This window comes from Micromonospora sp. NBC_00389, assembly GCF_036059255.1.
GTDB lineage: Bacteria > Actinomycetota > Actinomycetes > Mycobacteriales > Micromonosporaceae > Micromonospora.
Window position 1 is genome coordinate 570,108 of sequence record NZ_CP107947.1, and the last position, 13,249, is coordinate 583,356.

The following is a 13,249-nucleotide window of genomic DNA, read 5'->3' on the forward strand; positions in this document are numbered from 1 at the left end:
CCAGGTCGCCACCGCCACCGCCACCGGCACCAGCACCAGCACCAGCACCAGCACCGGCTCGACAAGAAGCCCCGGCCACCGCGGGTGCGGCGACCGGGGCTCCGGAGGTCGGGCCTCGGTTACTCGACGGTGACCGACTTGGCCAGGTTGCGGGGCTGGTCCACGTCGTGCCCCCGGGCAGCGGCGATCTCGGCGGCGAGCACCTGCAACGGCACCGTGGTGACCAGCGGGGCCAGCAGCGTCGGCGTACGCGGCACGTAGATCAGGTGGTCGGCGTACCGGACGACGGCCTCGTCGCCCTCCTCTGCGATGACGATGGTCCGTGCGCCGCGCGCCCGCACCTCCTGGATGTTGGAGACGACCTTGTCGTGCAGCATGCCGCGGCCGACCGGCGAGGGCACCACGCAGATCACCGGGGTGCCCTTGTCGATCAGCCCGATGGGGCCGTGCTTCAGCTCGCCGGCGGCGAAGCCCTCGGCGTGCATGTACGCCAGCTCCTTGAGCTTGAGCGCGCCCTCCAGGGCCACCGGGTAGCCGACGTGTCGGCCGATGAACAGTATCGTCGGCTCGGACTTCAGCTCCCGGGCCAGCTCGCGGACGGGCTCGATGCGGTCCAGCAGCTCGCGCAGCTTGCCCGGCATCTCCTGGAGCTGAGCCACCACCGCGCCCACCTCGTCGGCGAACTTGATCCCGCGCACCTGGGCCAGGTGCAGGCCGATCAGGTAGCAGGCGACGAGCTGGGTGAGGAACGCCTTGGTGGAGGCGACGGCGATCTCCGGCCCGCCATGGGTGTAGAGCACGGCGTCCGACTCGCGGGGGATGGTCGAGCCGTTGGTGTTGCAGATCGCCAGCACCCGGGCCTTCTGCTCCTTGGCGTGGCGCAGCGCCATCAGGGTGTCCATGGTCTCGCCGGACTGCGAGATGACCACGATCAGCGTGGAGCGGTCGAGCACCGGGTCGCGGTAGCGGAACTCGCTGGCCAGCTCCACCTCGCAGGGGATCCGGGTCCAGTGCTCGATGGCGTACTTCGCCACCATCCCGGCGTGGTAGGAGGTGCCGCAGGCTACGATGAAGATCTTGTCCACGTCGCGCAGATCCTGGTCGCTGAGGCGGACCTCGTCGAGGGCGATCTCACCGGTCTCGGTGAGCCGGCCGAGCAGCGTGTCGGCGATGGCCTGCGGCTGCTCCTCGATCTCCTTGAGCATGAACCAGTCGTAGCCACCCTTCTCGGCGGCCGACGAGTCCCAGTCGACGTGGAAGTCCTTGCCGCTGGCGGGCTGGCCGTGGAAGTCGGTGATCTCGATGCTGTCACCGGTGATCAGGACGATCTGGTCCTGGCCCAGCTCGACCGCTTCCCGGGTGTGCTCGATGAACGCGGCGACGTCGCTGGCCAGGTAGTTTTCCCCGTCGCCCCGACCAACCACGAGCGGCGAGTTGCGCCGGGCGCCGACGACCGCGCCGGGCACCGAGGCGTCGACGGCGAGCAGGGTGAAGGCACCCTCCAGCCGCTGGCAGACCACCCGCATGCCGGCGGCGAGCAGCTGCGGGCTGTCCGGCTGACCGGCTGCGCGCAGGTCGGCCAGCGCGGCGGAGAGCAGGTGGGCCGCGCACTCGGTGTCGGTGTCGCTGGTGAACTGGACGCCGTCGGCCTCCAGCTCGGCGCGCAGCTTGGCGAAGTTCTCGATGATGCCGTTGTGGATCACCGCGACCCGGCCGTCGGGGGCGAGGTGCGGGTGGGCGTTGCGGTCGGTCGGGCCGCCGTGGGTGGCCCAGCGGGTGTGGCCGATGCCGGTGGTGCCGTCACCGATGCCGATCGGGCTGGCCGCGCAGGAGGCCGGGTCGTCGGCGGCCCGCTCGGAGAGCACCTTCTCCAGGTTGGCCAGCTTGCCGGCCTTCTTCTCGATCAGCAGCTGGTCATCGCAGACGATCGCGACGCCCGCTGAGTCGTAGCCGCGGTATTCCAGCCGCCGCAGCCCGTCGAGCACGATGCCGAGTGCGGGGCGCGCGCCCGCGTATCCCACGATTCCACACATGGCCCGCAGCCTAACCCAGTTTCGCTCATCATGGTTGCTCGAAAGTCGGCTAAACGAACATTGAATTTGAGCGAACATCCGACGCAGTGCGCCGCCCTGGCCGAATCGCCGGCCGGGCGTGCGACAACACGGGCGTTCGCCGCTCCCCGCCTACCCGTACATTGAGGGCCGCAACCGGCCGGCGGGCGACAACCTCGTCCCGCCGGGGCGGCAGCCTCGCCCCGGCGCCGTGAGCGCGGTGCCCGGGACCGGACGGGGCGCCAGCCGCCTCGGCTGGGCGGCCGGTTGGACCGCTGTCCGCCGTCCGTAAACTGACGGCCGCCGGCCGAGAACCGCGCCGGTCACCCTGAGAGCGGAGTAGTCATGTCCGAGGGACCGTCGCCCTCCGATTCGTTCACGCCTCCACCGACCCCCGTGCACCCGCACTCCGGCGATCCGGCTCCCCTGCCGGGGCACCCCGGTTCGGCGCCGGGTGGGCGCCGGCAAACGGTGATCGCCGCGGCACTCGCCGCCGCGCTCCTGCTCGGCGGCGGTTTCGGCGTGTACGCGTCCTTCCGCCCGGACGACCAGCCGCCCCAGGGTGACCCGGCCGCCGGCGCTGGCGTCCCGGATGCCCCCGCTGCCGCGCCGGCGCCGACCCCGTCGGCCAGTCCCGCGACGACCCCGTCCGCCGGTCCCGGCCAGATAGAGGTGGTCTACGAGGTCACCGGGCAGGGACGCGCCGACATCCTCTACTACGACGCGAACGGCGAAGGCATCTGGCTGGACGGGGCCGCGCTGCCGTGGCGGACGAGCATCCGCACCGACCACCGGGACCAGGTGATGGTGCAGGCTGGCAAGACCGTCGGCAGCGGGGAGCGGATCGCCTGCTCGGTCACCGTCGAAGCGGGCAAGCCGGTGACCGAGGAGACCAGCAGTGCGGGATGGCGGGCGAGCTGCTTCGGCTGAGCGGCCGTGTTGAACCGACAGCGCTGGCCCGTAGGCTGACGCAGGTGACGACGAGCACCGATGTCGACCCGCTGGTGGCCCGGATGCGGCCGTTCGGCACGACGATCTTCGCCGAGATGTCCGCCCTCGCGGTACGGACCGGGGCGGTCAACCTCGGCCAGGGCTTCCCGGACACCGACGGCCCACCCGAGATGCTGGCCGCCGCGGCCGAGGCGCTGCGTGGCGGGCAGAACCAGTACCCGCCAGGGCCGGGCATCCCCGCCCTGCGTGCGGCGGTCGCGGAGCACCAACGGCGGTTCCACGACCTGGCGTACGACCCGGACGGCGAGATCGTGATCACCGCAGGCGCGACCGAGGCGATCGCGGCCAGCATCCTCGCCCTCTGCGAGCCGGGCGACGAGGTGGTCTGCTTCGAGCCGTACTACGACTCGTACGCCGCCTCGATCGCGCTGGCCGGCGCGGTCCGGCGGCCGGTCACGCTTCGTCCCGCCGCCGACGGCCGGTACGCCTTCGACCCGGCCGCGCTGCGCGCGGCGTTCGGCCCCCGCACCCGGCTGGTACTGCTCAACTCGCCGCACAACCCCACCGGCAAGGTGTTCACCCCGGCCGAGCTGGCAATGATCGCCGAGCTGTGCCAGGAGCACGGCGCGTACGCGGTCACCGACGAGGTGTACGAGCACCTGGTGTTCACCGACGCGGCGAGCCCGCACGTGTCGCTGGCCAGCCTGCCCGGGATGCGAGAGCGAACGCTGCGCATCTCCTCCGCCGGCAAGACCTTCTCCTGCACCGGTTGGAAGGTCGGCTGGGTGAGCGGTCCGGCGGCGCTGGTCTCGGCGGTGTTGCGGGTGAAGCAGTTCCTCACCTTCGTCAACGCGGCACCGCTGCAACCGGCGGTCGCCGTGGCACTGGCCCTGCCGGACGACTACTACATGGGCTTCCGGGACGGGCTCCAGCAGCGCCGTGACCAGCTCGTCGGCGGCCTCACCGACGCCGGGTTCGAGGTGCTGGTGCCGGAGGGGACGTACTTCGTCACGGCCGACGTCACCGCCCTGGGCGGCCGGGACGGGGTGGAGTTCTGCCGCTCGCTGCCGGAGCGCTGCGGCGTGGTGGCAGTGCCCACCCAGGTCTTCTACGACGACGCCAACGCGGGCCGGCGGCTGATCCGCTTCGCCTTCTGCAAGCGTCCCGAGGTGCTGACCGAGGCGGTCACCCGACTGCGCGCTCTGAGCCCGAGCCACTGACCGGCCCGGGGAGGGCCGACCCGGGGTCGCTCGACGACTGATCCGCCGTCGATGTCGCGAGCCGGGTCAGCAGTTGGCCCTCGTCACCGAGCAGCACCGACTCGGCGTCGTCCACGAACGACAGGTCCGCCGTCACGTGCCGGCTTGCCGCCGTGAGCAGCAACCCGACCACCGGGTCCTCGACGGCACGGCGTAGGCCGTCCAGATTGCGCAGCTCGCGCAGCAGGTGCCCGCGCTGGTTGCTGAGCACCGCGCGAACCGTGGCTGCCGAGCCGGACCGGGCGGCGGCGGTGACCTTGAGGAAGAAGTCGTCCCGGAATCCGCCGCTGCGCGGACTCGGCTCGGCCAACCACCGCGCCAACTCCGCGCGGCCGTCCGGGGTGATCTCGTAGACCACCCGGTCCGGCTTGATCGGCTGCGGTTGCCGTTCGGCGACGACCAGCTCGTCCCGGGAGAGCCGGTCGAGGATCTGGTAGAGGTGGCCGATGTTCAGCGGCCCCCACTGCGGGCCGACGGCTGCCTCGAACGCGCCCTTGAGCTGGTAGCCGTGGCTGGGGCCACCAGCGAGCAGGGCGAGGACGGCGTGCTGGATCGCCATGTCACCTCCGGTACGGGTCTTGCATTGTCACAATGTATCGCGCAGAGTGGGAGACAGCACACGGGGAGGCGCGACATGCTCGGCTTCATCTGGAGACAGCTGCGCGGCCGTGCGGGGCGGTCGGTGGCGCTGTTGGTCGGCGTGCTGGTGGCCACCACCGGCTTCGTGGTCCTGACCGGCGCCACCACCACCTCCCACCTGGACGTCACCGGCACGGTCGAGCGCAACACCCAGGTCGCCTACGAGATCCTGGTCCGTCCGAAGGGGACCCGCACTCCGCTGGAGGCCGAGCGCGGGCTCGTCCGCCCCAACTATCTCTCCGGGCTCTTCGGCGGCATCACCACCCAGCAGTACGAGCAGGTACAAGCGGTCCCCGGCATCGAGGTGGCGGCCCCGATCGCGATGCTCGGCTATTCCACCACCCTGCTACCGACGCCAATCGACCTCACCGACGCCGTCGACCGATCGCTCGATCGTCAGGTCATCCGGGTCGACCCGACCTTCCACGCCGAACGTGGTCTCTCCCGCGCGCCGGGCAAACCCCGGTACGTGTACGTGACCACGAAGCCGCTGATCTACCCCCGGCTCGACGGGGAGATCGACAGCAGTGCCACGCCGTACTCCGATGGGCGGTCGTACCCCTGGTCGGACACCTGTGGGCTTACTACCCGGGAGGTGCAGCCGGACGGGCGCAGCCTTCCCATCTGCGATCCGCAATTCGCCCTGCTCGGAAACCCGGGCACGCTCTCCGAGCGCGAGCACTGGTCCCTGGACGCCGTGCAACTGCTGCCCGACGGCCGGTTCCAAGGCCCGCCCTACCTGCTGGCGACCGACCGGGACGGCTCCTCGACACCCGCCGACCGGCTGGTGCTGGCATACGACCTGACCGTGCCGTTCCTCCTGGCGGCGGTGGACCCGGCGGCCGAGGAACAGCTGGTCGGCCTCGACGATGCCGTGGTCACGGGCCGAGCCGTCCGCGTGGACGACACGGTCGCCGTCAGACGCCTCGGCACGGCGGAGAACCACGAGGTGCCGGTCCTCGTCACCAACCGACCCTTCATCGACGAGTCGCTGGCGGCCAGATTCACCCGGCTCGCGATCAGTCCCGTCGGCGTGGAGGCAATCGACCTGGAAAAGACGTTGAGCCGCCCTGGTGGGACTCCGGCCGGGTCCAGCCGGTACGACCTCACCGCCGGCCACCAGGCAATGCTGACCGAGGAGCTGTCGCCGGCCGGGTGCTGTGTCGGCCAACTGCAAACCGTCGTGCAGTCGGCCGACGTGCAGTACGACCGGCTACCCGACGGCAGCCTGCGCGCTCGCCAGCAGCCGCCCGGCAACCCCGAGGTGTACGGCGAAGAGGAAGCCTTCAACCCGATGCCCCGACCCTGGCTCGCCGACGACAGCGGTTCGCGATCGGTACGGGCGCTGCCGCTACCCACGGGCGGAAACACCCCCAATCGCTTCTGGCGGGCCATCGGTGTCTTCGACCCGGGCCGGCTGACCGGGTTCAGCGACCTCGGCCAACTGCCGCTGGAGACCTACCAGGCGCCGATGGCGCAGGGTGCCGACGACCGCAGCCGGGCAGCACTGGGCGGTCAGCCACTGGCGCCCAGCGGCAATCCCGCCGGCTACCTCTCGGCGCCGCCGCTGCTCCTCACCAACCTCGGCAGCGTGCCGAAACTCCTTCAGGGCGGCGGCGGGCCACAGGCCAAGGCGCCGATCAGCGCGATCCGGGTGCGGGTGGCCGATGTGGGCGGCTACAGCGAGCATTCCGCCGAGCGGGTCCGGCTGGTCGCCGAGCAGATCGCGGCACGCACGGGGCTGGACGTCGACATCACGCTCGGCTCCTCGGCCGCACCACAGACCGTGGAGTTGCCCGCCGGCTCGTTCGGACGGCCGATGCTGCGGCTGACCGAGAACTGGTCGGCACTCGGCGTGGCATCGGTCATCACGCAGGCGGTGGACCGTAAGAGCCTGGTGCTCTTCGTGCTGGTGCTGGTGGTCTGCGTGCTGTTCCTCGGCAACGCGGTCAGCGCTGCCGTCCGCGACCGGCGCTCCGAACTGGCGGTGCTCTCCTGCCTCGGCTGGCCGGTCCGTCGGATCGCGGCGCTGATCCTCGGCGAGGTCGCCCTGCTCGGGCTCATCGCCGGCCTGTTGTCGCTGACGCTCGCGGTGCCGCTCGGGATGGCGCTCGGCATCGACGTCGACTGGCGGCGGTCGGCCCTGGCCGTACCCATCGCCCTGCTGCTCGCTCTGGCCGCGGGCCTGGTGCCGGCGCTGCGGGCCGCGCGCGCCCACCCGGCCGCCGCCCTCCGCCCGATGGTCGCTCCCGCCGGCTGGGCACGTCGGCCGCGGACCCTCTTCGGGCTGGCCCTGGTCAACCTGGCCCGCACCCCCGGGCGCACATTCCTCGGTGCCGGTGCGCTGGCGATCGGGGTGGCCGCGCTGACGCTGGTCGCCGCTGCCACGTGGGCGTTCCGGGGCGCAATCGTCGGCAGTCTGCTCGGCGACATGGTCTCGCTGAGCGTGCGCGGCGCGGACACCGTGGCCGCTGCCGCCACGGTGCTGCTCGGTGCCGCAGCGGTCGCGGACGTGCTCTACCTGAACATCCGCGACCGGGCCGCCGAGCTGGCCACCCTGCGCGCGATCGGCTGGACCGACGCCGAGCTGGGCCGGCTGGTCGGCTACGAGGGGCTGGCGCTGGGGATCGTGGGGGCGACGACCGGAGCGGCGATCGGCCTGGCCAGCGCGGGCTGGCTGATCGGCGACCTTCCCGGCGCGCTGGTCCTGGTCGCCGCGCTGACGGCGCTGGCGGGCGCGTTGGTCAGCGCCGTCGCCGCGCTGGTGCCCGCCGCTCTGTTGCCGCGCCTGCGGCCCGCCCGACTACTGGCAGAGGAGTAGCAGATCATGAGCGAGCAGAGCGGCAGCGCGATCGCGGTCGACCACCTGATCCGACAGTTCGGCACCGGCGCGGACCGGTTGACGGCCGTCGACGACGTGTCCCTGACCATCGCGGCCGGTTCGGTGGTCGCGCTGACCGGGCCGAGCGGGTCGGGCAAGTCGACGCTGCTACACCTGATCGGCGCGATCGAGCAGCCCGACGAGGGCACCGTCACCGTCGACGGCGTGGTGGTCAGCAGCCTGCGCAGGGCGGCGCTGGCACGCTTCCGGCAACGGGTCGGCTTCGTGTTCCAGCGTTATCACCTGCTGCCCGCGCTCACCGTGCTGGACAACGTGATCGCGCCCGTCCTCCCCCGCCGGGGCCGGGCCGATCACGCGGCCCGAGCCCGGGAGTTGCTGGACGCGGTTGGCCTGGCCGGGCGGGAGCGCGCGCTGCCCGCGCAGCTCTCCGGCGGTCAGCAGCAACGGGTCGCCATCGCCCGGGCGCTGATGGGCGCACCGGGCCTGCTGCTGGCCGACGAGCCCACCGGCAACCTCGACTCGACCACCGGCGGGCAGATCCTCGATCTGCTGCTCGACCTTCGCGACCGGCACGGCATGACCATCCTGCTCGCCACACACGAACAGGCCATCGCCGCCCGCTGCGACCGACTGGTCCGTCTGAACGACGGACGCGTCACCGAGGACCTGGACCTCACCGACGGCGAGGACCCGGCCGAGACGTACGAGCGGGCGGCCCGGCTACGGCTGTGACGGCGCAGCGGGACGGCGGTTTCAGCCGACAGGGCTGGCGGTGCGGACCTGCTCGGCGATCCGCTCGGCGACCTCGCGGGCGGTCTGCTCGGTGGCCGCCTCGACCATCACCCGGACCAGCGGCTCGGTGCCCGACGGGCGCAGCAGCACCCGGCCGGTCTCGCCCAGTTCCGCCTCGACCCGCTCGACCTCGGCGCGTACGGCCGGTGCGTTGGCGCCGACGGTCCGGTCGCCGACGGGCACGTTGATCAGCACCTGGGGCAGCTTGGTGACCACCGAGGCCAACTCGGCCAGGGACCGGCCGGTGGCCGCCATCCGGGCCATCAGGTGCAGGCCGGTGAGCACCCCGTCGCCGGTGGTGGCGTGTGCGGGCATGACGATGTGGCCGCTCTGCTCGCCGCCGAGCGCCAGCCCGGAGCCGCGCAGCTCCTCCAGCACGTACCGGTCGCCGACCTTGGTCTCGATCAGCCGGATGCCCTGTGCGGACATGGCCAGCCGCAGCCCGAGGTTGCTCATCACGGTGGCCACCAGGGTGTCCTGGGTGAGCGTGCCGGCGTCCCGCATGGCCAGCGCGAGGATCGCCATCACCTCGTCGCCGTCGACCTCGTCGCCGTCGGCGGTGACCGCCACGCAGCGGTCGGCGTCACCGTCGTGGGCGATGCCCAGGTGGGCGCCGTGCTCGACCACGGCCTCGCGCAGCGCCTCGATGTGGTTGGAGCCGCAGTCGTCGTTGATGTTCAGCCCGTCCGGCTCGGCGTGGATCGCCACGACCTCCGCGCCAGCCTCCCGGTAGGCGACCGGGGCTACCTCGGCGGCGGCTCCGTTGGCGCAGTCGACCACGACCTTGATCCCGTCGAGCCGGTGCGGCACGGTGCCGACCAGGTGCTGGACGTAGTGGTCCGCACCGTCGAGCAGGTCGTGCACCCGGCCGACGCCGGCGCCGATCGGCCGGTCCCAGGCGGTGGTGGCGTTCGTCTCGACGGCCGCCTCGATCTGCATCTCGATCTCGTCGGGCAGCTTGTGCCCGCCGGCGGCGAAGAGCTTGATGCCGTTGTCCGGCATCGGGTTGTGTGACGCGGAGAGCATCACGCCGAGGTCTGCCTTGGCCTCTGCGGTGAGGTACGCCACCGCCGGGGTGGGCAGCACGCCGACCCGCACCACGTTGGCACCGGCGCTGGTGAGCCCGGCCACCACGGCAGCCTCCAGCATCTCCCCGCTGGCCCGGGTGTCCCGGCCGACCACCGCGAGCGGCGGATGGCTGCGGTCCGTCTCGGCGAGAGTGTGCGCGGCGGCCACGGCCAGCGCGAGCGCCAACTCGGGGGTGAGATCCGCGTTCGCCCGCCCGCGTACGCCGTCCGTGCCGAACAACCGACCCATAGCCGCCAACCTCCGATGACACTGCTGTTGAGGAGAAAGCGGAACGGCCGGCCCACCTCCCCGTTGGAGGGGAGGCGGACCGGCCGTCCGTCAGAAGTACAACGCGCTGGCGAAGATCAGCGCTTCGAGTACTGGGGAGCCTTACGGGCCTTCTTGAGGCCGTACTTCTTGCTCTCCTTGACCCGGGCGTCCCGAGTGAGGAAGCCGGCCTTCTTCAGGGCCGGGCGGTCGTCCGGCTCGTTCACGATCAGCGCCCGGGCGATGCCCAGCCGCAGCGCGCCGGCCTGGCCGGTGGTGCCGCCGCCGCGCAGGTTGGCGATGACGTCGAACTGCTCGGGCTTCTCGGCGGTGACCAGCGGGTCCTTGATCAGCTGCTGGTGCACCTTGCTCGGGAAGTAGGCCTCAAGGTCGCGGCCGTTGCAGGTGATCTTGCCGGTGCCCGGAACGATACGGACCCGGACGATGGCCTGCTTGCGCCGACCCACGGTCTGGATCGGGCGGTCACCACGCGGCGCGCGGGCGACGGGCGCGGGCGCCTCGGTGGCCTCGGGGGCAACCTCGGTCTCGGTGATGTCGGTCATGCTGCTTCCTTCGCCCGCGCTCACTGCGCGATCTGCTTGATCTCGAACGGCATCGGCTGCTGAGCGCCGTGCGGGTGCTCGGCACCGGCGTAGACCTTCAGCTTCTTGATCAGCTGACGGCCGAGCTTGTTGTGCGGGAGCATCCCCTTCACGGCCAGCTCGATGGCCCGCTCGGGGCGCTTGGTCAGCAGCTCGTCATAGCCGACCTGCTTCAGACCACCCGGGTAACCGGAGTGGCGGTAAGCAACCTTGGTCTGGCGCTTGTTGCCGGTCAGCGCAACCTTGCCCGCGTTCACGATGACGACAAAGTCGCCCGTGTCGACGTGCGGCGCGAAAGTCGGCTTGTGCTTACCACGCAGCAACGTGGCGGCGTGGGTGGCCAGGCGGCCCAGCACGACATCAGAGGCGTCGATGACGTGCCACTGACGCTCGATCTCACCCGGCTTCGGGCTGTACGTACGCACAGGTCTACCTTGTCTCGTCGTCGGTCTGGGGTCGCGCGCCGAGGTGACCAGATCTTGCAGGCCGGACCAGCGCGCACGAACGACCAAGCGTACCTGATAGGGCACGCCTCTGGATGTCGTACAACAGCAGGCAACGATACCGGGCGCCCGGTCGGCAGGTCAAAACGGGGGTACGGCCCCGCGCGGCGACCCAACGGCCGTGGCCCAGCTCACACGCCAGCGAGCCCTTCGGCCCTCGGACGACGATACGCGACCCAGGTCACCGCGACACACAGCGCGTACCAGCCGATGAACGCCAGGTAGGCGGCGTCGGCCTTGCCGGAGCCGAGGAACGACTGGCGGAACGCGACGTTGACCAGCACGCCGCCGGAGGCGCCGACCGCGCCGGCAATCCCGATCAACGCGCCGGTCATGCGCCGCGCCCAACGGGCTGCGGCCTCCGGGTCGCGCCGGCCCGCGGCCACCGCGTCCGCCGCCCGGGCCCGGAAGATGGCCGGGATCATCTTGTACGTGGAGCCGTTGCCGATGCCGGAGAAGACGAAGAGGGCGAGGAACCCGGCCAGGTAGAGCCCGAACGAGCGCTCCCGGGCCGCGTACAGCACCGCTCCGGCGCCGGCCGCCATCGCCACGAAGTTCCAGAAGGTCACCCGGGCTCCGCCGAGTCGGTCGGCGAGGTGCCCGCCCAGCGGCCGGATCAGCGAGCCCACCAGCGGGCCGAGGAAGGTCAACCAGGCAGCGTCGACGGGGGTCGGGAACCGCTCGGCGAACTGGAGCTGGAGCACCTGACCGAACGCGAAGCCGAACCCGATGAACGAGCCGAAGGTGCCGATGTAGAGGAGCGACATGATCCAGGTGTGCGGGTCGCGGGCGGCCTCGCGCAGCGCGCCCGACTCGTTGCGCACCCCGGGCACGGTGTCCAACCAGCGGGCCGCCGCCAGCGCGGCCAGCACGATCAGCGGCAGGTAGACCGCCGGAACCAGCCGGGGGTACGCGGCACCGGCGGTGGCCAGCACCGCCAGCCCGACCAACTGCACCGCGGGTACGCCCAGGTTGCCGCCACCGGCGTTGAGCCCGAGGGCCCGGCCTTTGAGCCGCTGTGGATAGAACAGGTTGATGTTCGCCATCGAGGATGCGAAGTTGCCACCTCCGACGCCGGTGAGGCAGGCGAGCACCATCAGCGTGGTGTAGGACACCCCGGGCTCCAGCAGCAAAGTCATCGGCACCGCGGGCACCAGCAGCAGCAGTGCGCTGACGATCGTCCAGCGCCGCCCACCGAAGCGGGCCACCGCCAGCGTGTACGGCAGCCTCAGCACTGCGCCCAGCGCGGCCGGCACCGCGGTGAGCAGGAATTTCCCGGCCGGATCGATGCCGTACTCGGGGCCGAGGAAGAGCACGGTCACCGACCAGAGGCTCCACACCGAGAAGCCGACGTGCTCGGCGAAGACCGAGACCCAGAGGTTGCGCCGGGCGATCGGTGCGCCCGTTGTCCGCCAGAAGTCGGGGTCCTCGGGGCGCCAGTCGTCGAGGCGGTGCCGGCGCCCCGTGGCGCCCGGCGGCACGGCGGTGACTGCGGTGCTGGTGAGCGTGCTCACTGCGGCTCCTCCTCGTCGATGTGACCAGGGGGAACGCTAGGAACACCGGGTTACCGGGCGGTGCCCGTCGCGGGTCGGCCCGGAAACGGTAACCGCACCGGGGGCCGGCAGCGGTAGTGAGCGGGGCACCCCGGTCGGAGGTCAGAGCTCCTGGAGGATGCGCAGCGCGCGGCCGACCCGGAGCATGGTGTCGGTGTCGGCGACGTCCACGCAATCGGTGAACCACTTCTTCATCGGCGAGGAGAGGCGGTCGGGCATCACCACGTAGCGGCCCATCGTCACGGCGAGCGGGGAGTCCCGCAGCAGCGACTCCTCGACCACCTCGACGACGATCACGATCGGCACGTCGGTGGAGTTGTAGACGTCCGAGCTGATCACGAGTCCGAGGCGTTCCCGAGCGCCCTCGATGCGCCAGACCTCACCCCTACGCAGCACGCGGCCGGCCGCGGAAGAGCAGGTCGTCGACCATGCCCACCTCGCGGGCGTCGGCGAGGGCGGCGGACTCCAGGTCCATGCCGGCGCGACCCACGGCGGCGGCGTGCGCGGTGAAGACCTCGCGCAGCGCCTTCTCCCGGGCGGCCTGGTCCATCCACGCGGAGAGCGACAGCCCTTCGCGCTTGGCGAACCGCCGGGCCTCCTCGATCGTCTCGTCTGTGAACGACAGGGTCACCTTGGCAGTCATGCCGAGGAGACTACCCATCGGTATGACCACCAGTCATCCGCGCGCCCGCCAACTCACCCCCGGTCGTCGAAACGCACAT

Annotated in this window: 12 protein-coding genes; 4 read left to right on the top strand and 8 right to left on the bottom strand. The window is 71.6% G+C overall.

Features of this window, described 5'->3' with window-relative positions; all coding sequences use genetic code 11:
- Positions 1–119: 119 nt before the first annotated feature.
- On the bottom strand, positions 120–2,033 hold the full coding sequence (gene glmS / locus OG470_RS02710; RefSeq protein ID WP_328420414.1) for a glutamine--fructose-6-phosphate transaminase (isomerizing): 1,914 nt from the start codon (positions 2,031–2,033) through the stop codon (positions 120–122).
- A 363-nt stretch (positions 2,034–2,396) separates the two neighbouring features.
- On the opposite strand from glmS, the gene OG470_RS02715 reads away from it, so the two are divergent.
- Together OG470_RS02715 and OG470_RS02720 are read left to right on the top strand one after the other, a co-directional pair.
- On the top strand, positions 2,397–2,981 hold the full coding sequence (locus tag OG470_RS02715) for an MmpS family transport accessory protein (protein ID WP_328420416.1): 585 nt from the start codon (positions 2,397–2,399) through the stop codon (positions 2,979–2,981).
- Between the two features lie 83 nt (positions 2,982–3,064).
- The gene (locus OG470_RS02720; protein ID WP_328426105.1) at positions 3,065–4,222 is read left to right on the top strand and encodes a pyridoxal phosphate-dependent aminotransferase; all 1,158 of its coding nucleotides are present in this window, start codon (positions 3,065–3,067) and stop codon (positions 4,220–4,222) included.
- On the opposite strand, the gene OG470_RS02725 is transcribed toward OG470_RS02720, so the two are convergent.
- Positions 4,188–4,820, bottom strand: coding sequence for a PadR family transcriptional regulator (locus OG470_RS02725; protein ID WP_328420418.1), 633 nt, complete (start codon positions 4,818–4,820; stop codon positions 4,188–4,190). The genes OG470_RS02720 and OG470_RS02725 overlap by 35 nt on opposite strands.
- Before the next feature lie 75 nt (positions 4,821–4,895).
- Here OG470_RS02725 and OG470_RS02730 point away from each other — a divergent pair, with 75 nt between their 5' ends.
- Both OG470_RS02730 and OG470_RS02735 read left to right on the top strand, forming a co-directional pair.
- Entirely contained in the window at positions 4,896–7,721 is a 2,826-nt protein-coding gene (locus OG470_RS02730; RefSeq protein ID WP_328420420.1) for an FtsX-like permease family protein, read from the top strand.
- A gap of 6 nt (positions 7,722–7,727) precedes the next feature.
- Positions 7,728–8,474 (top strand): ABC transporter ATP-binding protein, encoded by a 747-nt coding sequence (locus tag OG470_RS02735; protein WP_328420422.1) that lies wholly within the window; start codon positions 7,728–7,730, stop codon positions 8,472–8,474.
- A gap of 21 nt (positions 8,475–8,495) precedes the next feature.
- Here the strand turns inward: OG470_RS02735 and glmM are convergent, their stop codons facing one another.
- The 6 genes from glmM to OG470_RS02765 form a co-directional block, all read right to left on the bottom strand.
- Positions 8,496–9,851: a phosphoglucosamine mutase gene (gene glmM / locus OG470_RS02740; RefSeq protein ID WP_328420424.1), complete on the bottom strand. Its 1,356-nt coding sequence runs from the start codon at positions 9,849–9,851 to the stop codon at positions 8,496–8,498.
- 116 nt (positions 9,852–9,967) lie between these two features.
- Complete coding sequence (gene rpsI, locus OG470_RS02745) at positions 9,968–10,432, bottom strand: 30S ribosomal protein S9 (RefSeq protein WP_328420426.1); 465 nt, start codon at positions 10,430–10,432, stop codon at positions 9,968–9,970.
- Positions 10,433–10,452: 20 nt separating this feature from the next.
- Complete coding sequence (gene rplM, locus OG470_RS02750) at positions 10,453–10,896, bottom strand: 50S ribosomal protein L13 (RefSeq protein WP_109815637.1); 444 nt, start codon at positions 10,894–10,896, stop codon at positions 10,453–10,455.
- A gap of 209 nt (positions 10,897–11,105) precedes the next feature.
- Positions 11,106–12,488, bottom strand: coding sequence for an MFS transporter (locus OG470_RS02755; RefSeq protein ID WP_442931033.1), 1,383 nt, complete (start codon positions 12,486–12,488; stop codon positions 11,106–11,108).
- A 141-nt stretch (positions 12,489–12,629) separates the two neighbouring features.
- A complete protein-coding gene (locus tag OG470_RS02760) occupies positions 12,630–12,923 on the bottom strand; it encodes a hypothetical protein (protein ID WP_328420431.1) in 294 nt (97 codons plus the stop codon).
- On the bottom strand, positions 12,913–13,170 hold the full coding sequence (locus OG470_RS02765) for a DUF6364 family protein (RefSeq protein ID WP_328420433.1): 258 nt from the start codon (positions 13,168–13,170) through the stop codon (positions 12,913–12,915). Before OG470_RS02765 ends, OG470_RS02760 begins: the two co-directional genes overlap by 11 nt.
- Positions 13,171–13,249 lie beyond the last annotated feature (79 nt).

Bases quoted from the DNA above. Each gene is read 5' to 3' on its own strand.
- glmS (WP_328420414.1), bottom strand. From the start codon at position 2,033: ATGTGTGGAATCGTGGGATACGCGGGCGCGCGCCCCGCACTCGGCATC.
- OG470_RS02715 (WP_328420416.1), top strand. From the start codon at position 2,397: ATGTCCGAGGGACCGTCGCCCTCCGATTCGTTCACGCCTCCACCGACC.
- OG470_RS02720 (WP_328426105.1), top strand. From the start codon at position 3,065: ATGCGGCCGTTCGGCACGACGATCTTCGCCGAGATGTCCGCCCTCGCG.
- OG470_RS02725 (WP_328420418.1), bottom strand. From the start codon at position 4,820: ATGGCGATCCAGCACGCCGTCCTCGCCCTGCTCGCTGGTGGCCCCAGC.
- OG470_RS02730 (WP_328420420.1), top strand. From the start codon at position 4,896: ATGCTCGGCTTCATCTGGAGACAGCTGCGCGGCCGTGCGGGGCGGTCG.
- OG470_RS02735 (WP_328420422.1), top strand. From the start codon at position 7,728: ATGAGCGAGCAGAGCGGCAGCGCGATCGCGGTCGACCACCTGATCCGA.
- glmM (WP_328420424.1), bottom strand. From the start codon at position 9,851: ATGGGTCGGTTGTTCGGCACGGACGGCGTACGCGGGCGGGCGAACGCG.
- rpsI (WP_328420426.1), bottom strand. From the start codon at position 10,432: ATGACCGACATCACCGAGACCGAGGTTGCCCCCGAGGCCACCGAGGCG.
- OG470_RS02765 (WP_328420433.1), bottom strand. From the start codon at position 13,170: ATGACTGCCAAGGTGACCCTGTCGTTCACAGACGAGACGATCGAGGAG.